Origin of the sequence: Duganella sp. Leaf126 (assembly GCF_001423125.1) — a bacterium.
Classification (GTDB): domain Bacteria; phylum Pseudomonadota; class Gammaproteobacteria; order Burkholderiales; family Burkholderiaceae_D; genus Rugamonas.
Genome location: NZ_LMNW01000023.1, coordinates 287,563 through 308,283 on the forward strand (window position 1 = coordinate 287,563; position 20,721 = coordinate 308,283).

The 20,721-nt window shown below is 67.7% G+C and carries 18 protein-coding genes and 1 pseudogene; 16 read left to right on the plus strand and 3 right to left on the minus strand.

Annotation, left to right across the window (positions count from 1 at the left end; all coding sequences use genetic code 11):
* Window positions 1-181: 181 nt before the first annotated feature.
* From ASF61_RS24065 to ASF61_RS12500, 3 genes and pseudogenes are all read left to right on the plus strand, one after another.
* Window positions 182-2,557: pseudogene (locus ASF61_RS24065) on the plus strand (response regulator); the annotation flags it as partial.
* Between the two features lie 46 nt (window positions 2,558-2,603).
* Complete coding sequence (locus tag ASF61_RS12495) at window positions 2,604-5,261, plus strand: M1 family metallopeptidase (protein ID WP_056156237.1); 2,658 nt, start codon at window positions 2,604-2,606, stop codon at window positions 5,259-5,261.
* A 260-nt stretch (window positions 5,262-5,521) separates the two neighbouring features.
* The gene (locus ASF61_RS12500) at window positions 5,522-6,235 is read left to right on the plus strand and encodes a YceI family protein (RefSeq protein ID WP_056156240.1); all 714 of its coding nucleotides are present in this window, start codon (window positions 5,522-5,524) and stop codon (window positions 6,233-6,235) included.
* A 122-nt stretch (window positions 6,236-6,357) separates the two neighbouring features.
* On the opposite strand, the gene ASF61_RS12505 is transcribed toward ASF61_RS12500, so the two are convergent.
* Window positions 6,358-6,987 (minus strand): LysE family translocator, encoded by a 630-nt coding sequence (locus ASF61_RS12505; protein WP_056156243.1) that lies wholly within the window; start codon window positions 6,985-6,987, stop codon window positions 6,358-6,360.
* Between the two features lie 168 nt (window positions 6,988-7,155).
* Here ASF61_RS12505 and ASF61_RS12510 point away from each other — a divergent pair, with 168 nt between their 5' ends.
* The 4 genes from ASF61_RS12510 (at window position 7,156) to ASF61_RS12525 (ending at window position 12,363) form a co-directional block, all read left to right on the plus strand.
* On the plus strand, window positions 7,156-10,077 hold the full coding sequence (locus ASF61_RS12510) for a hybrid sensor histidine kinase/response regulator (RefSeq protein WP_056156246.1): 2,922 nt from the start codon (window positions 7,156-7,158) through the stop codon (window positions 10,075-10,077).
* A 93-nt stretch (window positions 10,078-10,170) separates the two neighbouring features.
* Window positions 10,171-11,547, plus strand: coding sequence for an MFS transporter (locus ASF61_RS12515; protein ID WP_056156248.1), 1,377 nt, complete (start codon window positions 10,171-10,173; stop codon window positions 11,545-11,547).
* A 16-nt stretch (window positions 11,548-11,563) separates the two neighbouring features.
* Window positions 11,564-11,896, plus strand: a complete 333-nt coding sequence (locus ASF61_RS12520; RefSeq protein ID WP_056156252.1) for a multidrug efflux SMR transporter — start codon at window positions 11,564-11,566, stop codon at window positions 11,894-11,896.
* A complete protein-coding gene (locus tag ASF61_RS12525) occupies window positions 11,893-12,363 on the plus strand; it encodes a hypothetical protein (RefSeq protein ID WP_056156254.1) in 471 nt (156 codons plus the stop codon). The genes ASF61_RS12520 and ASF61_RS12525 overlap by 4 nt, the downstream gene beginning before the upstream one ends.
* A gap of 18 nt (window positions 12,364-12,381) precedes the next feature.
* Here ASF61_RS12525 and sugE read toward each other — a convergent pair whose 3' ends face one another.
* Window positions 12,382-12,699: a quaternary ammonium compound efflux SMR transporter SugE gene (gene sugE / locus ASF61_RS12530; protein WP_056156256.1), complete on the minus strand. Its 318-nt coding sequence runs from the start codon at window positions 12,697-12,699 to the stop codon at window positions 12,382-12,384.
* Window positions 12,700-12,813: 114 nt separating this feature from the next.
* Between sugE and ASF61_RS12535 the strand changes: the two genes are divergently transcribed.
* Window positions 12,814-13,176 (plus strand): DUF1304 domain-containing protein, encoded by a 363-nt coding sequence (locus ASF61_RS12535; protein ID WP_056156260.1) that lies wholly within the window; start codon window positions 12,814-12,816, stop codon window positions 13,174-13,176.
* Between the two features lie 126 nt (window positions 13,177-13,302).
* On the opposite strand, the gene ASF61_RS12540 is transcribed toward ASF61_RS12535, so the two are convergent.
* Window positions 13,303-14,358, minus strand: a complete 1,056-nt coding sequence (locus tag ASF61_RS12540) for a hypothetical protein (protein WP_056156264.1) — start codon at window positions 14,356-14,358, stop codon at window positions 13,303-13,305.
* A 192-nt stretch (window positions 14,359-14,550) separates the two neighbouring features.
* Here ASF61_RS12540 and ASF61_RS12545 point away from each other — a divergent pair, with 192 nt between their 5' ends.
* From ASF61_RS12545 to ASF61_RS12580, 8 genes are all read left to right on the plus strand, one after another.
* A complete protein-coding gene (locus ASF61_RS12545; RefSeq protein WP_056156267.1) occupies window positions 14,551-14,964 on the plus strand; it encodes a CsgE family curli-type amyloid fiber assembly protein in 414 nt (137 codons plus the stop codon).
* A 21-nt stretch (window positions 14,965-14,985) separates the two neighbouring features.
* On the plus strand, window positions 14,986-15,420 hold the full coding sequence (locus ASF61_RS12550) for a curli assembly protein CsgF (RefSeq protein ID WP_056156270.1): 435 nt from the start codon (window positions 14,986-14,988) through the stop codon (window positions 15,418-15,420).
* Entirely contained in the window at window positions 15,417-16,349 is a 933-nt protein-coding gene (locus ASF61_RS12555; RefSeq protein ID WP_056156273.1) for a CsgG/HfaB family protein, read from the plus strand. Before ASF61_RS12550 ends, ASF61_RS12555 begins: the two co-directional genes overlap by 4 nt.
* A gap of 25 nt (window positions 16,350-16,374) precedes the next feature.
* On the plus strand, window positions 16,375-17,343 hold the full coding sequence (locus ASF61_RS12560) for a hypothetical protein (RefSeq protein WP_162241994.1): 969 nt from the start codon (window positions 16,375-16,377) through the stop codon (window positions 17,341-17,343).
* A 117-nt stretch (window positions 17,344-17,460) separates the two neighbouring features.
* Complete coding sequence (locus tag ASF61_RS12565) at window positions 17,461-18,192, plus strand: hypothetical protein (RefSeq protein ID WP_056156279.1); 732 nt, start codon at window positions 17,461-17,463, stop codon at window positions 18,190-18,192.
* Window positions 18,193-18,220: 28 nt separating this feature from the next.
* On the plus strand, window positions 18,221-19,201 hold the full coding sequence (locus tag ASF61_RS12570) for a hypothetical protein (RefSeq protein WP_056156282.1): 981 nt from the start codon (window positions 18,221-18,223) through the stop codon (window positions 19,199-19,201).
* 148 nt (window positions 19,202-19,349) lie between these two features.
* Window positions 19,350-19,640, plus strand: coding sequence for a helix-turn-helix transcriptional regulator (locus tag ASF61_RS12575; RefSeq protein WP_056156286.1), 291 nt, complete (start codon window positions 19,350-19,352; stop codon window positions 19,638-19,640).
* Between the two features lie 9 nt (window positions 19,641-19,649).
* Window positions 19,650-20,714 (plus strand): alkene reductase, encoded by a 1,065-nt coding sequence (locus ASF61_RS12580; protein WP_056156288.1) that lies wholly within the window; start codon window positions 19,650-19,652, stop codon window positions 20,712-20,714.
* The last annotated feature ends 7 nt before the right edge of the window (window positions 20,715-20,721 follow it).

Here is a 20,721-nt window from a genome sequence, read left to right on the forward strand (position 1 = left end):
GCCCACCCCGACCGATACCGGCGACCAGATCGACGCCCGGCTGCTGCTGCAGGTTTTGACGGCGCTGCAGGCCGGCGATGATACCGTGCGCATGCCGCAGGGCCTGGCCGGCGTGGCGGGCCAGGCGGCGGACACGCTCAACGCCATCATCGCCACCCGCGCTGCGGCCGGCCGTGCCGCCGTCGCCGCCAGCCGCCGCACCGAGTCGCTGCTGGCGCAGTCGCAATCGCTGGCGCGGGAACTGCGCCAGACCAACGAGGAACTGGCGCAAAAGGCGCGCCTGCTGTCGCAGCAGAATATCGAAGTGGAGCGCGCCAAGCTGGCGCTGGAAGAGAAAGCCACCCAGCTGGCGCTGTCGTCGCGCTACAAGTCCGAGTTCCTCGCCAATATGTCGCACGAGCTGCGCACGCCGCTCAATTCGCTGCTGATCCTGGCGCAGCAGCTGGCGGACAACCCGGACGGCAACCTGTCGGCCAGGCAGGTAGAATTTGCCCGCACCATGCACGGTTCCGGCTCCGACCTGCTCACCCTCATCAACGACATCCTCGACCTGTCGAAGATCGAATCGGGCACCGTCACGCTCGACGTGGCGCCCTACCGCTTCCAGCAGCTCCATCATTTTGTCGAGCGCACGTTCCGCCACATGGCCGAGGCCAGGCATCTCGACTTTACCATCGCCCTGCGCGACGGGCTTCCCGCCGCCCTGGCGACCGACAGCACGCGCCTGCAGCAGGTGCTGAAAAACCTGCTGTCGAATGCCTTCAAGTTCACGCCCCACGGCCGTGTGTCGCTGGAGATCGGGCTGGCCGACGGCGGCTATGCCAGCGACCACCCCACCCTGTGCCGCGCCGACGCGGTCCTGGCCTTCGCAGTGTCCGACACCGGCGTCGGCATCGCTGCCGACAAGCTGCAACTGATCTTCGAGGCGTTCCAGCAGGCCGACGGCTCCACGGCCCGCAAATACGGCGGCACCGGCCTGGGGTTGTCGATCTCGCGCGAACTGGCGCGCCTGCTGGGCGGCGAAATCCGGGTGCGCTCGACGGTGGGCAGCGGCTCCACCTTCACCCTGTTTTTGCCCTGGTTCCGCGCCGGCTGCGCCGCGCCGGGACAGGCAGCTCAGACGGAGCCGGCGGCACCGGACCTGGCGATGGGCACGATGCCGACGGGCGCACCGCTGCCGGTCCACCCACCGGCGCCGCGCGCGCACGATCCGGGCTGGCGGCAGGAAGGGCACGGTCAGCCGGACCGGGACGGCCACGGCGGCCATGGCCGCCACAATGGTCATCTCGGCCATGACGGCCCGGCCGGTCATCCCGGCCAGGATGCCCAGCCAGACCGGCACCGTCAGGACGGGCGGAACGGCCGCCGACAGCATGATGGCCCGGCAGGCCCGCACGGCGCGGGTGCGCATGACCAGCCGCATCACCAGAGCGGCCAGGATGGTCAGCACGGTCAGGACCAGCACACAGGCCACGGCCACGACCACGACGACCGCGACCGGCTCGCCCCCGGCGACGCCTCCATACTGATCGTCGCCGCCGATGCGGACTTTGCCGCTGCCGCGCGCGACTGCGCGCGCGCCTGCGGATACAAGACCGTGCTGACCACCGCCGGCCTGCCGGCCCTGAGCCTGGCGCGCGACTACCAGCCGGCCGTGATCCTGCTCGCGTGCGACCTGCCCGACGGCGCCGGACTGGCGGTGCTCGACCGCCTGAAACGCGATCCCGCCACCCGGCATCTGCCGGTGCACATGCTGGCGCAACGGCGCCACCGGCATGCGCCCGGCGCCGCGCCCGGGCCTGAGCACGACGCCATTGATGCGGGCGAAGAAGACGACGTGCGCGCGGTCGATCGGAGCGCTGCGCGCGGCGACATGCGTGGGGCTGCACACCAGATAGGGCATGCCCCGGTACACGGGGCCGTACATGCTGCTGCAGCCAGCGGCGGGCAAGACGCCGCCCAGGGAGCCGAGCCTGACGCGGCACCCGACTTGCCTCCTGCCGACGAAGACCCGCGCCGGCAGGCGGCGCTGGCGCCCACTGCCGCCGGCTGGATCGACCTGCCGGTCGATGGCGCCGTGCTGGGGCGGCTGATTGCGCGCCTGCGCGACCAGCAACAGGCCGACGCTGCCGGCAGCGCCAGCGCAGGCGCCCGGTCGCAGTCGCCGGGCGACGTCACCGGCAGCCTGGCGCGTCGCAAGGTGCTGATCGTCGATGACGATGTGCGCAACATCTTTGCCTTGTCGTCGCTGCTCGAACGCCAGCACATGCAAGTGTCATTCGCCGAGAACGGCCGCGACGGCATCGCCGTGCTGCACGACGATCCGTCCATCGAGATCGTGCTGATGGATATCATGATGCCGGAAATGGATGGTTACGACACCATGCGTGCGATCCGCCGCATCGACCGGTTCCGGGCCCTGCCCATCATTGCACTGACGGCCAAGGCGATGAAGGGCGACCGCGACAAGTGCATCGCCGCCGGGGCGTCCGACTACATCACCAAGCCGGTCGATGTCGCGCTGCTGCTGTCGCTGATGCACGTCTGGCTGCACTGACCACATGCCACCCCACCCCATTACATCCACCAAACCAAGGAAACACATGCAACGCAGTCTGATGTCGATCGCCGTGATGGCGGCACTGGCCCTGGGCCCCGTCCCGATTCATGCCGCAGCATCGTCCCCAACCCGGTCCCAACCTGCGGCCCTGCAGACCACCCAGTTGCCGCGCAACGCCGTGCCGACCCACTACGCGGTGTCGCTGACGCCCGATGCCGCCACGCGCACCTTCAGCGCCACCGTCGTCATCTCGCTCGACATCACCGAGGCCACCGACAGGCTGGTGCTGAACGCTGCCGACCTGGCATTTTCCAGCGCCGCCCTGAGCGCCGCCGGCCAGCCGGCGCAGGCAGCCACCGCCATCGACCTCGACGCCGCGCAGCAGACCGCCACCTTCCGCTTCGGTCGCCGGCTGCCCGTGGGCAGCTACCAGCTGAAGCTCGCTTACACGGGCCTGATCGGCACCCAGGCGGCAGGCCTGTTCGCACTCGATTACCAGAACGGCGGCGCCAGCAAGCGTGCGCTGTACACCCAGTTCGAAAACTCCGAAGCGCGGCGTGTGATCCCGTCGTGGGACGAGCCGTTCTACAAGGCCACCTTCGCGCTGGAAGCCACCATCCCGGCCGGCCAGATGGCAGTGTCGAACATGCCGGTCGCAGCGACCACCCGGCTGGCCGATGGCCGCGAACTGGTGCGCTTTGCCACCACGCCCAGGATGTCCACCTACCTGCTGTTCTTCGGCCTCGGCGAGTTCGAGCGCGCCACCGCCACCGAGGGCGGGACCGAGATCGGCGTGATCACGCAAAAAGGCACGCTGGGCCAGGCCCAGTTTGCACTGGACTCGTCGCGCGCCGTGCTACGCGAATACAACGATTATTTCGGCGTCAACTATCCGCTGCCCAAGCTCGATAATATCGGCGCACCTGGCCAGAGCCAGTTCTTCAGCGCCATGGAAAACTGGGGCGCCATCTTCACCTTCGAGTATGCCATCCTGCTCGACCCGCGCACGGCCACCCAGAGCAACCGCGAAGGCGCGTTCGTCACGGCTGCCCACGAAATCGCCCACCAGTGGTTCGGCAACCTGGTGACCATGGCCTGGTGGGACGACCTGTGGCTCAACGAAGGTTTCGCTTCGTGGATGGAATCGCGCACCACCGCGCGCCTGCACCCGGAATGGGACTGGCACCTGCACGCGGTGCACACGCGCGAGGGCGCCATGTCGAGCGACGCGCTTGCATCGACGCACCCGGTGGTGCAGCGCATCGCCACCGTCGAACAGGCCAGCCAGGCGTTCGACAACATCACCTACCAGAAGGGCGAGGCGGTGATCCGCATGCTCGAGGATTACGTGGGCGCCGACGCCTGGCGCGACGGCGTCCGTGCCTACATCACTGCCCATGCCTACGGCAACACGGTGTCGGACGACCTGTGGCGCGCAGTGGAAAAAGCTGCCCACAAGCCGGTGACCGCGATTGCCCACGACTTCACGCTGCAACCGGGCGTGCCCCTGATCCGCGTGGCGGACGCCGTGTGCCGCAACGGCCAGACCACCATTGCCCTCACCCAGGGGGAGTTCTCGCAGGACCAGGACCATAAAAAGCCCTTGAGCTGGCGCGTGCCGGTCATCGCCCGCACCGTGGGCGGCGCCACCGCGCGCACCGTGGTTGCCGGCGGCAAGGCCAGTCTCACCTTGCCCGGCTGCGGCGCGGTGCTGGTCAACGCCGGCCAGAGCGGCTACTACCGCACCCAGTACAGCAGCAAGGGCTTCGCGGCGCTGGCGCAGCGCTTTGCCGAACTGCCGGCCATCGATCAGATGGGTTTGCTGGCCGACACCAATGCGCTGGGCATGTCCGGCCACATGCCGGCGTCGAGCTACCTGGCGCTGGTGGCCACCACGCCGGTGGACGCCGCGCCGCAAGTCTGGGAGGACATCGCCGGTACGCTGGCAGGCCTGCACGCCAGCTACGAGGGCAAGCCCGAACAGCGTGCCGTCTTCGACAGCTTTGCCCGCGCGCGCCTGGCGCCGGTGCTCGCGCGCGTGGGCTGGACGGCAGCGGCAGGCGAAGCGGCGCCGCTGGCCAACCTGCGCAGCGCGCTGATCACGGCGCTGGGCGAGATGGGCGAGCCGGGCGTGCTGGCCGAAGCGCGGCGCCGGTTCGCACTGCGCAACAGCGACCAGGACGCCATGCCTGCGGCCCTGCGCCGGCCGGTGCTGGACGTGGTGGCCATCAATGCCGATGCCGCCACCTGGGACGCGCTGCTGGCGGAAGCGCGCGCCGAACAGGCCTCGATGGTCAAGGCCGAACTGTATGCGCTGCTGGGCGCGGGCCGCGACCCGGCGCTGGCGCAGCGGGCGCTGGACCTGGCGCTGACCGATGAAGCCGGCGCCACCAGCAGCGCCAGCATCATCAGCCAGGTCGCCAGCCGGCATCCCGATCTGGCGTTCGACTTCGCGGTGGCCCATCGCGAACAGGTCGAGAAAAAGATCGACGCCACCTCGCGCAGCCGCTTCTATCCCGGCCTGGCGCGCCGGTCGGCCGATCCCGCCATGGTGGACAAACTCAACGCCTATGCCAACCGCTACCTGGCGGCCGACGCACGCGGCGACGCCAGGATCGCGATCGCGTCGATCCAGTACCGCGTCAAGGTGCGCAAGCAGCGCCTGCCGGAAATCGATGCGTGGCTGGCAAAGCACCGCTAGCAGGGGACGTGCAGCCTGCAGGCTGCACGAGCGTCAAAAAAAACCAGCGCTGTCGCGAGACAGTGCTGGTCGCAAACGCTCGAAAGCGTGGGGATGGCCGGTGGTCCGGCGGCCGGCATGACAACGGCGCCGCCTGGACGGAATTTGTGCCGGAATGAAGGTCCGGCAGCCGGGCGCCAGGCTGAACCAGGCGCTATGGGTATTACTTTGCCAGCGAATCGGAACAACAGGCTTAGAACTTCATTAAAAGGCAAATCAACATGTCAACTCGTCTTCCTGCGCGCCAGCGCCTGACCGTGCCCAGTCTGGCGGTGGCGCTGGCGCTGGGCGCCTGCACGCCGCTGCCGCCGCCCGGTCCCGTCGCACCGCCCCCACCCTCGCCCGCCGCCACCGCGCCAGCGGTGCCGGCCATGCCGGCGGCGCCTGCCGTCGGCGCAGCAGACGCGCTCACCATCGACAGCGCCAGCTCGCTGATCGCCGTCACCGTGCGGCGCGGCGGCGTGCTGGCGCGCCTGGGCCACGACCACGTGGTGGCGGCGCGCACCATTACCGGCACCGTGTCGCCCGCAGAAAACCGCGCGCAGTTCCAGTTCCGCCTGGACCAGATGACGGTGGACGAACCGGCGCTGCGCCAGGCTGCCGGCCTGGAAAAACAGCCGTCGCAAGACGCCATCGACGGCACCCGCACCAATATGCTGACCAAGGTGCTCGACGCTGGCCGCTACCCGCTGGTGACGGTGACGGCCGAGCGCACGACCGACGACCAGCCGCTGCGCGTGGCGATCACGCTGCATGGCGTCACGCGAACATATAGCATCCCGGTGACACTGGTGCGCGACGGCGGTGCGCTGACGGTAAGCGGCACGGTCGAACTGCAGCAGACCGATTTCGGCCTGGTGCCGTTTTCGGTGATGGGCGGCGCGCTGGCAGTCGAAGACCGGATGGCGCTGCGCTTCACGCTGGTAGCGAGGTGACGGTTCGGGCAAAAAAAAAGCCCGCGGCACAGCAGGCGCGGGCAAAAGGTTTCAAATCGGGAGAGACTTGAAAGAGCACGGACAGTATCTCCCGCCTAGATGACCGCGTGATGACATCGCACCTAGCGCGACGCGATCAGTTTCAGTCCCAGCCCGATAAAGACCGCACCGGCCACCCGGTCCATCCACATGCCGGCGCCTGGATGGCGGTTGATCCATGCCCCCACCGCGCCGGAAAAGTAGCCGAGCAGCGAAAACAGCACCACGGCCTGCAGCGTGAACACCAGGCCGAGTTGCGCGGTCTGCCAGCTGGCGTCGCCGCGCTGGGCCACCACGAACTGCGGCAGGAACGAGAAGAAGAACAGCACCACCTTGGGGTTGATGACGTTGGCGAAGCAGCCCTTGGCAAACAGCCGCGCCAGGCTTTCATCGGGCAAGCCCGCCTGCGGCACGCGCGCGCCGCCGCGGCTGCGCAGCGCACCGATGCCGAGCCACACCAGGTACGCGCCGCCGGCCACCTTGAGCGCGCCGAACGCCAGCGGCGAGGCGGCGATCAGCGCGCTCACGCCCAGCGCCGCCAGCAGCGTATGACTGAGGCAGCCGAGCGCGCAACCGATGCCGAATGCCATGCCCTGGCGGCGCCCGCGCGAGACGCCCACGCTGAGCACCATCAGGTTGTCCGGCCCCGGCGAAATGGTAATCAGCATGGCGGCGCCGAGGAAGCCGATCAACTGTTCTGGCGAAATGAGCATGGGAATAGCGGTAAGTGCCGAAACCGTGATGATAACTGTCGCATCGTTATGCAACAACCACATCATATTTTCTTAAAACAATATGTTCTCGTATAAAATGGTCGGGTCCAAACGGCCGACCTGCTGCCAGGGAAAGCCGCCGCCATATCAATAACCAAAGCTTGCACGATGTACCACGCGCTGACCGCCTTCGCGGGCCGAGCCCTCCGCCACCTGTCTTCCCTGCTGTTGCTGCCCCACGCCGTGGCGCTGCTGCTGGCCGCCCTGTGCGCCGGCGCGCCGGCCGCCGCGCAACCGCCTGAGGCACCGCGCGCGGCCGGCCCCTTGCCGACCATCGGCCTGGGCGGCGCCGCCATCGACATCACTGCCGGCGGCAGGTTGTACCTGGACGAAGGCGAGCAGGCGCCGGCCAGCGCCTCGGCCTTGCCGGCCATGGTCGCCGGCATGCGGCCGGCCACCAAGGTGGATCTGCTGGGCGGCAGCTACTGGCTGGTGGCCGAACTGCGCAACGACGGCGCGCTCACCGACTGGGTGATCGATTCCAACGACACCCTGATCGACGTGGTGGAGATGTACATCTACCGCCCCGACGGCGGGGTGCAGCAGCTCAAGACCGGTTACCGCCAGCCGCACGACTACCTGCTCCACTATGGGAAGGACGTGCAGCTAGCAGCGGGACAGCGCTACCCGGTGCTGATCCGCTTCGCCAGTCCCTACTACGCGCGCCCGCCGATCTTCAGCGCGCTGCCGCGCAGCGACTACCAGCAACTGGTAGCGCGCGAAAACGTCATGATCATCGGCGCCATCGGCGCGCTGCTGGCGCTAGCGGTGTTCAACTTCTTCATCTACCTGATCACGCGCGACCGCTCGTCGCTGTACTACTCGCTGTACGTGCTGTGCTACGCGCTGGCGTGGGGGATGACGTTCCACCTCACGGCCGACCTGTTCGGCTGGCATAACCTGCACTGGCACTACGTGCCGTTTTTCCTGCTGCCGCTGATCAGCACCCTGTTCTATACCAACTTCCTGCGCCTGCGCGAGACGGCGCCGCGCCTCTACCAGCTCAGCCGCATCAACATCGTGCTGCCGCTGCTGACCGTCCCTTCGTGCTTTTTCGCGCTCAGCTACGCCCATACCATCGCCACCGTGGTCATCGCGGTCTGGGTGTCGATGGCGCTGGCCACCGGCATCGTGGTCTGGCGCCGCGGCTACCAGCCGGCGCGCTTTTTCGTGCTGGGCTTCCTGGCGCTTCTGCTGCCCAGCCTGGTAATCCTGCCGGCCAACGTGGGACTGATCCCGGCGCTGGTCAGCAATGCGCAGCTGTTCACGCTGCTCGGCGGCACGCTCGACGGCATCCTGCTGGCGTTTGCGCTGGCCGACCAGATCCGCCTGTTGCGCAACTCGCTCGAGCAGCGCGTGCTGGAGCGCACGGCGGAGCTGACCGAGGCCAAGGAACACGCCGAAGTGGTGAGCCGCCACCGCATCGATTTTCTGTCGGCCATGAGCCACGACATCCGCACCCCGTTGGCCGGCGTGATCGGCATGATCAAGTTCGCCATGCGCGACCAGTCGGTGCGCGGCCGGACCGGCGAATACCTGCGCATCGGCCTGCAGAACAGCGAATCGCTGCTGGCCATCCTGAACGACATCCTCGATTTTTCCAAGATCGACGCCGGCCGGCTGTCGATCGAAACCGTCGACTTCGACCTGATCGCGCTGATCGACGATGCCATCGGCATCCTGCAAGGCCAGGCCGATGCCAAGAGCCTGCTGCTGCGCTGCGAACTGGCGCCGGAGCTGCCGCGCTTCGTGCGCGGCGATCCGACGCGCCTGCGCCAGATCCTGCTCAATTTGCTCGGCAACGCCATCAAGTTCACCGACCGCGGCGAAGTGCGGCTGCACGCAGCGGTGCTGGAACCGGTTCCGGGACACACCAGCGTCAGCTTCGACGTCATCGACACCGGTCCCGGCATCCCGCCCGAAACGCTGCCGCGCCTGTTCCAGAAGTTCGAACAGGCCGACCATTCGACCACGCGCCGCTACGGCGGCACCGGCCTGGGCCTGGCCATCTGCAAGGAACTGGTGCAGCTGATGGGCGGCGCCATCCGGGCCGAGAGCCGGGTCGGCGTCGGTTCGACCTTCAGTTTCACGCTGCCGCTGGCCATCGGTGCGGCGCCGCTGGCCGGTCCCGACACCGGGCCGCAGAAGGAATACCACGCCTACCGCCTGCGCGTCCTGTGCGCGGAAGACGTGCGCACCAACCAGATCATCGTCTCCACGCTGCTCGAGAACATGGGCCACGACATCCACATCGTCGAAAACGGCCTGCAGGCGCTGCACGCGCTGGCCGAATCGGACTACGACCTGGTGCTGATGGACGGCCGCATGCCGATGATGGACGGCGAACAGGCCACCCGCGTGATCCGCGCCGGCGGCAACGAGGACTACCGCATGCGCGATGCCACGATTCCGATCATCGCGCTGACCGCCAACGCCAGCGACCATGACCGCGCGCGCTACCTGGCCGTGGGCATGGACGGCTTCCTCAGCAAGCCGGTCGACGAGCGCCTGCTGTACGACCAGATCGAAAAAATCATCGCCCTGCACCTGGCGCGCGGGCGCACGCTGCGCGCGGTCGATCCGGCGCTGCTGCCGTCGACCCGCACCGACGACCTCGACGCCCAGTTCGGCGTGGCGCCGGCCGCACCCGAGGCGGGCGCCAACGGCAGCAGCGGCGCGCGCGTCAAGCCGGTGCAGATCATGCCGCTGGCGGGCCTGTCGCACGCGCACCTGCAGCGCATTACCCGCGCCTTCCTCGACGAAGCGCCGCGCCGGCTGCGGACCGCGCAGGCCGCCGTGCGCGACGGCAACGCCCAGGCGGCAGCCGCCGCCATCCACGCCCTGAAGGGCAGCGCCAGCTACCTCAGTTGCAGCCGCCTGCACGCACTGTGCACGGAGCTCGAAGCCCACGCCAACGCGGGCCGCATCGACCACGTGGCCGGCATGCTGGCGGAGGTGGAGGCCGTGCTGGCGCAGGCCTGCGCCGACTTGCAGGGCGCGCAGGACGCCGGCGCGGTCGCCGCCAAATGACCGGTCCCCAGCAAGGCCGGCAGTTTTGCGCGACAATAGCGCCCTTCTGCCTGGCACTCTGGCACTTTATCTCTTGACTCGCATCGGAACCGTATGACCACCACCTCCCTGGCCGACCGCGACGGCCTGCCGCCCGATGCGCGGCGCTGGGCCATGCTGTCGGTCGCCATCGGCGTGGGTATGGCCTCGCTCGACACCGCGATCGCCAACACCGCGCTGCCGGCCATCGCCGAACAATTGCACGCCACCCCGGCCGCCTCGGTCTGGATCATCAATGTCTACCAGCTGGCGATGGTCGCGACCCTGCTGCCGTTTGCCGCGCTCGGCGAAGTGATCGGCTACCGCAAGGTGGCGATGTTCGGCCTGGCGATGTTTACGCTGGCGTCGCTGGCCTGTGCGCTGGCGTGGTCGCTGCCGTCGCTGGTGGTGGCGCGGCTGTTCCAGGGCGTCGGCGGCGCAGCGCTCATGGGCGTCAACACCGCGCTACTGCGGGCCATCTACCCGTCCAAGCTGGCCGGGCGCGGCTTCGGCTTCAATTCGCTGGTGGTGGCAACCTCGTTTGCCATCGGCCCCACTGCTGCGTCGCTGATCCTGGCGGTCGCGTCGTGGCCCTGGCTGTTTGCCATCAATGTGCCGCTCGGCGTGGTGGCGCTGCTGCTGGCGCGTCGCGCGCTGCCTGCCACCGCGCTGTCGCATCACAAGATCGACGTGCTGACCACCATCTACAACATGCTGGCCTTCGGCCTGCTGATCCTGACCTTCGGCGAAGGGGCGCACTTGCAGGACTGGCGCACGCTGGCGCCGGAAATCGCGCTGACGGTCGTGTTCTTCGTGCTGCTGCTGCGGCGCCAGGCTGGCCACGCGGCGCCGATGCTGCCGGTGGACCTGTTCCGCCGGCCGCTGTTCGCGCTGTCGTCGCTGACCTCGATGTGCACGTTTGCCGCCCAGGGCCTGGCGTTTGTCTCGCTGCCGTTCTTCTTCGAACACACGCTGGGCCGCTCGCCGATCGAAACGGGATTCCTGATGACGCCGTGGGCAGTGCTGGTGGCCGTGATGGCGCCGATCGCCGGGCGGCTGAGCGACAGGTACTCGCCGGGCGTACTCGGCGGCATCGGCCTCGGCCTGCTGTCGTCGGGCCTGGTGGCGATGCTGATGCTGCCGGCGCAGCCGACCGCGTTCGACATCGGCTGGCGCATGGCGTGGTGCGGCATCGGCTTCGGCTTTTTCCAGGCGCCCAACCTGAAAGCGATCATGGGCAGCGCACCGACGTCGCGCGCCGGCAGCGCCAGCGGCATCGTCGCCACGTCACGCCTGATCGGCCAGGCCACCGGCGCCGCGCTGGTGGCCCTGTGCTTCACGCTGTCGGCCGCCAGCGGCACGCGCTACGCGCTGATGCTCGGTGCAGCGTTTGCCGCCGTGGCCTGCGTCGCCAGTTTTTCGCGGCTGGCGTTCAGCGCCGCGGCCGATTGACCCCCGGGAGCACTGCATGAAACACTGGATGTACCTTGCCATCGCCATCGTCTCGGAAACCATCGCCACGTCCGCACTCAAGTCCAGCGAAGGTTTTACCAGGCTGCTGCCATCACTGCTGGTATTGGCCGGTTACGGCGTGGCGTTCTACTTCCTGTCGCTGACCTTGCGCACCCTCCCGGTCGGCATCGCGTACGCGGTCTGGTCGGGCGTCGGCATCGTGCTGATCACGCTGGTGGGCTGGCTGGTCTACGGTCAGAAGATGGACCTGCCGGCGCTGCTGGGCATGGGCCTGATCGTGGCCGGGGTCGTGGTAATGAATGTGTTCTCCGCTAAAATACACGGATGAATCCCCTGATCCTGAAATGGCTGCGCAAACTGAGCTACCTGCTCGGCTTCGAGACCGTCTCGTCGTTCCCGCCCGGCCACCCCTACGAGCGCACGCGCTGGAATGGCGCCTACTTCGATATCGCTTCCTACGTCAAACCGGACGCCATCGAGCAGCGGCTGTGCGAGGCCATCGCCAACACGCCGCTGGTGTTCGGCCAGATCGACAATCCCACGCCGCGCATGCAGCGCGCGCTGCTGGCCGTGCTCGAAGAACGGATGCGCCACAACCGGGGCCGCGCCACCGAGCTGGCCGCGCAGCTGGTGCACGCCTACGACAGTCCCCACATCAGCGAAGTGATCCCGGGCCTGCGCGCCCACGTGGCGGGCACCCGCGGTCAGGAGATCGGCGAACGGGCGCGCAGCATGATGGCCTTCCTGGCGGCGACGCAGTCGCCGTTCGACGTGATCGACATGCACCCCTCGTGACGCGCACGCCGGCCGGGTTCAGACGTTGGTCAGTTTCAGGCCGATGATGCCGCCGATGATCATGGCGATACACGCCAGCCGCATGGCGCTGGCCGGCTCGTCGAGCATGACGATGCCGTAGATCGCGGTGCCGACCGTCCCGATGCCGGTCCAGATCGCATAAGCCGTGCCGAGCGGCAGCGTGCGCAAGGCCAGGCCCAGCATGCCGACACTGCCGAGCATGGCGGTCAGCGTCCACAGCGTGGGCATCAGCCTGGTGAAGCCGGCCGTGTATTTGAGACCGACGGCCCAGGTCACTTCGAGCAGGCCGGCGATGATGAGGATAATCCAGGTCATAAAGCGTCTCCAAGGCGCGGCAAGGTGGTCCCTGCCCTTCGTCGCACAGCGGAAAAGTATACCATTCGCAACAATCTCGGAGATAATCCTGATTCAACAAGAACAGGAGCAAGCATGCAGTTACTGGCCCAGATCGTCACCGGTTTTGTCGCACTGATCCACATTTACATCGTCCTGCTGGAAACCGTGCTGTTCGATGCGCGCGGGCGCAAGGTGTTCGGGCTGTCGCAGGAAAAGGCCGACATCATGCGCGCCGCCATGTCCAACCAGGGCTGTTACAACGGCTTCCTGGTGGCGGCGCTGGTGGTCGGTTTCGCCCACCCGAACACGGTGGTCGGTTCGGCGTTTACCGTGTTCGGCCTGTGCTGCGTGGCAGTGGCCGGCGTGTGGGGCGGCCTAACGGTCAAGCGCAGCATCCTGCTGATCCAGACCGTGCCGGCGCTGCTGGCGCTGGCCCTGCATGTCGCCGCCGCCTGACCACTGCCATTAGCAGTGCGCCATAAAGCCGACCCACGGCGCGCTGCCGCGCAGGCGCCGATGCGCGCTCCCGATTCTGCGCTGAGCCACGATCCCGATCCGGCGCGACGGCGCGCGCGCTCCGCACTACGATGCAGCGCCATCGTTTCTCGCTGGAGCCAGACTCGGCAACTGCGTCGCCGCCGGCGCCGGCACCGCGTCCGCCGGGGGCTTGACGCCGGTGCCGCGCAGCGCCAGCAGCCAGCCGACGCCGTCGAACCAGAACGGCGCACCGAGCGACGACGCGAACGCAGTCGCCCCCCACCCCAGCAGGGCAAAGCCCAGCGCCAGCAGCCATGCCCCGGCGCTGCCTGAACCGCCTGCGACCTTGTCGAAGCGCGCCGACGGCCAGCCGATCGGCAGGCCGGCCACCTTGTCGATCGCCTGCTGCGCCGCCATCGCCTGCCCCAGCACCTGGACCGGCGTGGCAGCGGCATCGGCCTTCACGCGGCCGCCGGCGATGGTGTCGGCGCTGCGCTTGGCCAGTTCGGCGGCCAAGCTGTCGTCCTGCCACAGCCGCTGCGCCAGCACCAGCGCATCGATATTCATCGCCCCCGCGTAAAACAGGCCGACGCAGAACAGCACCAGCTGCGAGCGGCGCTTGTACCAGCCGGTAATGCGCTCCATCACCGTCTCGTACCAGATGCGCACGGCGTTTTCCAGCGCCGCGACATCGTCCGGCCCCTCGCCCATGATGGCGGCCAGCGTGCGCGCCAGGCCGTCGTTGCCGACACTGGCCAGCAGCGCCCGCGCCGTCCGGTCCTTGCCGTAGCGCGCCACCAGCGTGGCAACGAAGGCGCGCGCAAAAATGGCGGCCGGGATATACGAAGGCATGCGGCCGCGCTGCGCCATGCCGGTGATCAGCGGATGGCGCATGACGTCGGCCGCCAGCGAGGCATTGCCGAGCCGGTCGAGACCGAAGCAATCGTCACGCCGCAGCAGGCGCGCCAGCGACGGGCCGATGCCGCGCAGGCGCGGCTTGGCGGCCGATTCGTGCAGCATGGTCAGCACGCCGTCGAGCAGCACCTTGGCGCGCGTCTGGAACAGCGAGGCGATCGCTTCGCGCGTGGCGCTGCACAGCAGGCTGACGGCCAGGAAGGTGAACGACAAGCCGATGGCAACGTCGAGATAATGGTTGGTCATGCTGCGCTCCCGGGCCGATTTCGATACCCGTACACTAATTGATTTCACGGGCTCAAGCACGTTTTTCGTGTTCCTTTCCCGGACAAAATCATATCGTCCCCGCGCGTGATCGTCGTCAAATTTGAGGCGAACGCGACTTCTATACTCGACTGACACCCCGGCCATTTTCGGCCTTACGCCAGCGAGGTTCACATGTTTTTACGCGTCATGTTTATTGCAGTCACAGTGGCGTTTGCGACGCGCGCGGCGGCGGCAGCAGGTACCGCCGCATCTGCGCCGGCTGCCGCGAACGGCGTGGTCACGGTGCAGACCATCACCACGGCCGGCCACGAATTTTCGCAGTACTTCCTCGCTGCCTGGCGCGACCAGGATGGCAGTGACGACGTCACGCTGGCGATCCGCGAGCGGCCCTCGGCGCGCTTCGGCAGCGAGGTGTGGATCGACTACGCGCAGCGCACCGTGCTGCAGCTGCGGCTGCCGCCGGCGCGCGCAGCCTTGCCGGAGATTGCCGCCAGTGCCGTGCAACACGTGTGGTCCACCGTGCAGCGCACCGACGCCGAACGCAAGCTGTTCCACGACGCCGACCTGGCGCCCGACGAATTCTGATCACTACACGAGGAGACCATCATGCGCATACCCCCCATTTGCCGCGGCCTGCTGCTGTTGCTGCTTGCCGGCGCCGGCCATCCCGGCGCCCGCGCCACCGAGCTGGTGTACCAGGCCGTGAACCCGGCGTTCGGCGGCTATCCGGCCAACGGCCAGCACCTGCTGGCCGTGGCCAGCGCCACCAACAAGCACGGCGACAAGGGACTCGGTTACTCGTCGCTGCTCGACCAGTCGCCGCTGGCGCAGTTCAACCAGACGCTCGAGCGCACGGTGCTGAGCCAGCTGGCCTCGGCCGCCACGTCCAAGTTGACCGGCCCGGACGGCAAGCTGTTGCCGGGCACCTTCCAGACCGCCAATTTCACCATCACCGTCACCGACCTCGGTGGCGGCATACTGCGCATCTCCACCGTCGACAAGACGACCGGCGCCACCACATCGTTCGAGGTGTCGCAATGAAGCCCGCACCCCTGCGCCTGCGCCGGCGGGTGCAGCTGCTGTCCACGATGCTGGCCGTGGCGCTGGCCGGCAGCGGTTGCGCGATTTCGCATCCGCCGTCGGCGCCGCGCGACGACGCCGGCTCGGTGGCGCAGCTCACCGCGCTCACTGCCGCCAGCCGCGACCTGCAGCAGCTGCCGCCGCCCAAGGGCAGGATCGCGGTGGCCGTGTACGGCATCCGCGACCAGACCGGCCAGTACAAGCCCTCGCCGGACAGCTCGTTTTCCACCGTGGTCACGCAGGGCGCGTCGTCGCTGCTGGTCAAGGCGCTCAAGGACTCGGGCTGGTTCGTGCCGGTGGAGCGCGAGAACCTGCAAAACCTGCTCACCGAGCGCAAGATCGTACGCGCGCTGGAAATGCCGCAGCCGGCCGACGCGCCGCCGGTGCTGATCCCGCCGCTGCTGGCCGCGTCGGTGCTGATCGAAGGCGGCATCGTCGCGTACGAAAGCAATGTGCGCACCGGCGGCGCCGGCGCCCGGTTTCTCGGCATCGGCATGTCGGCGCAGTACCGCGTCGACCAGGTCACGGTCAACCTGCGCACGGTCGATATCCGCAGCGGCCAGATCCTGCAGAGCGTCTCCACCACCAAGACCATTTATGCGTACGAGCTGCACCCGAGCGTGTTCAAGTTCGTCAACGTCAAGGATCTGGTGGAGCTGGAAGCGGGCCTGACCCGCAACGAACCGGCCCAGCTCTGCGTGAGCGAGGCGATCGCCAGCGCGCTGGGCCACCTGATCGTGCAGGGCATCCGCGACCAGCAGTGGGTGCTGGCCGATCCGGCCCAGTGGTCGGCCCCGGTGGTGCAGCGCTATGCCGCAGCGCTGCCGGCGCCGGCGCCGACATCACCAGCAGCGGCGCCGCCCACTTCACCACAGCGTTTCACCCCGTAGTACCTACCAACCCAAGGAGACTGTCATGAGAACCACCCTTATGTCCGGCGCCATCGCCGCTGCCCTGAGCCTGATGTGCGCACTGCAACCGGCCAGCGCCCAGAGCAACCGCGCCACGCTGGCCCAGAGCGGGACCAACAACCTGGCCAACATCGAGCAGATGGCCAGCGCCCAGAATGCGGTTGCCACCATCACCCAGACCGGCAACAACAATATCGCCGGCACGCCCGGCGGCGCGGCAGGCATCATGCAGATGAACGCGCAAAACGTCACCGCCACCATCACCCAGAACGGCAACGCCAACCAGGCCGCCATGATGCAGGACGACGTGGACAACAGCACCGCAGCGTTCACCCAGCTCGGCAACAACAACCAGATGACCGCCCGCCAGCAGGCGGTCAGCGCCGCCAACATCACGGCGCGCCAGGACGGCACCAGCAACTTTGCCGAATTCGCCCAGCTCGATGTGGCGAACGGCACGGTGACCACGCGCCAGGTGGGCACCAGCAACGAGCTGTCGGTGCGGCAGGAACGCGCTGCCAACACGTCGCCGGTGGTCGAGCAGGACGGCACGGCCAACGTGGCCAATGTCACCCAGTATCTCGACTACTATTCGACCCCGTCGATCTACCAGAATGGCATGCGCAACGAAGCCAACATGGTGCAGAACAACGCCCGTGATACGCAGGCCATGACGGTGCGCCAGACCGGCATGGACAACCGCGCCACCGTCAACAACAGCGGCATGCGCAATGCCTCGATCGTCACCCAGACCGGCAACAACAACCTGGCGACGGTCAGCAAAACCATGAACTTCAACGAATCGGAGATCCGCCAGCTCGGCAACCTGAACACCGCCACCATCACCCAGAACGGCACCACGGCGACCGCTGCCCAGCCCAACGTGGCCATGATTATGCAGTTGGGTAACAACGGCAACGCCACCCTCGCCCAAACCGGCAGCAACAACCGCGCGACCATCGTCCAACGTTGAGCGTGCAGCGGGTAGCAGGGGGCCGCCAGCGGCGGCGCCCTGCCTCGCCTTCATCACCGGGAAGGTCGGCGCCCCTGCTGCGCGCGGGTTGCCGGCCTTCCCTTCCGGGAGACTGTCATGAAAACGCATTACAACGCTGCCATCGTGGCAGCCCTGTTGCATCTGCCGCCAGCCGTGATGCTGGCCGCGCACGCCGAGGACGCGGTATCGACCGTGGTGCAGAACGGCGTCGGCAACCTGGCCACGGTGGAACAGGCGCCGCCCTTGTCCAGCACGGCGGCCGCCATCACCCAGACCGGCACCGGCAACGCCGCCACCGTGTACCAGCAGGATACTCTGGTCACCAATGCCGCCATCGTCCAGACCGGGAATGGCAACCAGGTCCAGGCCGCGCAGCGCGCTACCGGCCTGTCCGACATCGTGGCCAGCCAGATCGGCAGCCATAACGCGGCCACGCTGACGCAGCAGTCGATCTTTCCGTTCCTGATGCAAACCAGCCAGCGCGGCACGGACAACACCATCGTGATCACCGAAATCATCGGCGGCTTTGCCGGTCCGGTGGTCACGCAGGACGGCACCGGCAACCGCGCCAGCGTCTTCCAGTACGACGACTACTACTCCGGCATCGAGATCACGCAGCGCGGCTGGCGCAACCGGGCCGACCTGAGCCAGACCGCCGCCTACATGACCGACGGCATGTCGATCCTGCAGCAGGGCGCCGACAACCGCGCCACGGTCTTCAACACCGGTCAGCACAACAGCATGAGCGTGACGCAGACCGGCAATGGTGCGGTGGCCAGCGCCAGCCTGTCCGGCAACGGCAACCAGGGCGTGATCGTCCAGCAGTGATTCCACCTCCACCATCGAAGGAACTGCCATGAAACAGACTCTCCCGGCCGGCGCCACTGCGCTGCTGGTCACCGCGCTGCTGTTCACCGCGCTGCACTGCCTGCCGTGCGCAGCGCAGGACGTCAACAGCGCCACCGTCAGCCAGAGCGGCAACGGCAACCGCGCCCAGGTCGCGCAGACAGACAATGGCGAAGGCGTGGTTGCCGAAGTGGTGCAGCGCGGCACCGGCAACCGCGTAGGCGATCCCGACAGCCGCAGTGGCGGCGTGTCGCAATCGCTGGCAACCGACGTGCGCATGGCGATACGCCAGAACGGCGACGCCAACCGCGCCGACGGCGCCCAGCGCGGCGGCCAGCGCACCTGGTTCCTGCTCGACCAGAACGGCAACGCCAATGTGGCCGCCGTGCGCCAGCTCGACGCGTTCGAGACGGTGTCGCGGGTGGCGCAGACCGGCAACGGCAACCGGGTCGAGAGCGAGGCGGTCGAGGTGCTGACCAACGGCTACACGGCCAGCCAGGCCGGCGATGGCAATACGATTGCTGTCGCCGGCCGCAACAACGCCTTCACCAATCCCGGCCTGGAACAGGCGGGGACGGCCAACCGCATTGCCGTGCAGGAGACCGGAGCGTCCTATACCTTCCACCGCATCAGCCAGTCCGGGGACCGCAACCAGGCCACGGCCGTGGCGGTCGATTCCGCGGTGACCGATTACCGCATCGTCCAGAACGGCATGGACAACCTGGCCGCCCACCGCGCCTCGGCCGCCAACGCGACCGGCGACCTCCTGCAGGACGGTGACCGCAACACGGCCACCGCCGACCAGCGCGGCCAGGATCTGGCGTACACGATCACCCAGCGCGGCAACCTGAACGTCGCCACCCTCACCCAGGACGGCGCACCCGGTTCGGCGCTCGGCAATGTGGCCAGCATCGCCCAGAGCGGCGACCGTCACACCGCCACCCTGTCGCAGGCGGGCGCCGGCAACCGCGGCGACATCGTCCAGCGCTGACCGCCTCCCAATCCTGTCTCCAGGCGCCCGCACGATTGCTGCGGGCGCCTGCACGTTCGCGATTTATATCGTAAGATCACGATATTGGTATCGGAAAAAGACGATATAAACGACGTCCCGCGCCGATTCCATGCTAGAAGGAAATACGATGAATATCGATGCGATTCACAAGGCCCTGGCCAATCCCACGCGGCGCCAGATCCTGGCGTGGCTGAAGGAGCCCGAGCACTACTTTCCGAACCAGTCGCACCCGTTTACCAACGGCGTGTGCGCGGGGCAGATCGACCAGCGCGCGGGCCTGTCGCAATCGACGGTGTCGGCCCACCTGGCGATTTTGCTCAAGGCGGGCCTGATCACGTCGCACCGCGTCGGCCAGTGGAACTACTTTCAACGCGATGAAGCCACGATCCGTGCTTTCATCGATCAAATGACCTTATAAAGGAAGCTTATGCCTACCCTCTTCGACCCGATCCAGGTTGGTGATCTGACCCTGAAAAACCGCATCGTCATGGCGCCGCTCACGCGCGCGCGCGCCGTCGGCGGCCACCGTGTGCCGAACGCGCTGATGGCCAAGTACTATGAGCAGCGTTCCAGCGCCGGCCTGATACTGTCCGAGGCCACGTCGGTCACCCCGCAGGGCGTCGGCTATGCCGATACCCCGGGCCTGTGGTCGGACGAGCAGGTGGAAGGCTGGAAGCTGGTCACGGCTGCCGTGCACGCAGCCGGCGGCGTGATCTTCGCCCAGCTGTGGCACGTGGGCCGCATCTCCGATCCGAGCCTGCTGAACGGTGATGCGCCGGTGGCGCCGAGCGCGATCGCGGCGGACGGCCACGTCAGCCTGCTGCGCCCGATGCGCCCTTACCCGGTGCCGCGCGCACTCGCTACCGAGGAACTGGCCGGCGTGGTGGCCGCCTACAGGCTGGGCGCGGAAAACGCCAAAAAGGCCGGCTTCGACGGCGTGGAAATCCACGGCGCCAACGGCTATCTGCTCGACCAGTTCCTGCAAGATAAAACCAACCGGCGCACCGACAACTACGGCGGCAGCATCGAAAACCGTGCGCGCCTGATGCTCGAAGTGACCGACGCCTGCATCGCCGTGTGGGGCGCCGACCGCGTGGGCATGCACCTGGCGCCGCGTCGCGATGCGCACGACATGGGCGACTCCGACCCGGCAGCCACCTTCGGCTACGTGGCGCGCGAACTGGCCAAGCGCAAGATCGCCTTCATCTGCGCCCGCGAAGCGGTGGGCGAAGACAGCCTGGGACCGATGCTCAAGAAGGAGTTCGGCGGCGTCTACATCGCCAACGAAGGCCTGGACAAGCAGAGCGCCCAGCAGCTGCTGGACCAGGGCACGGCCGACGCGGCGGCTTTCGGCAAGGATTTCATCGCCAATCCCGACCTGCCACGCCGCCTGGAGATCGACGCGCCACTGAACAAGTGGAATGCCGACACCTTCTACGGCCCGTCGGCCGAAGGTTACACCGACTATCCTGCCTTGCCGGCATCGGTGTGAACGCTTG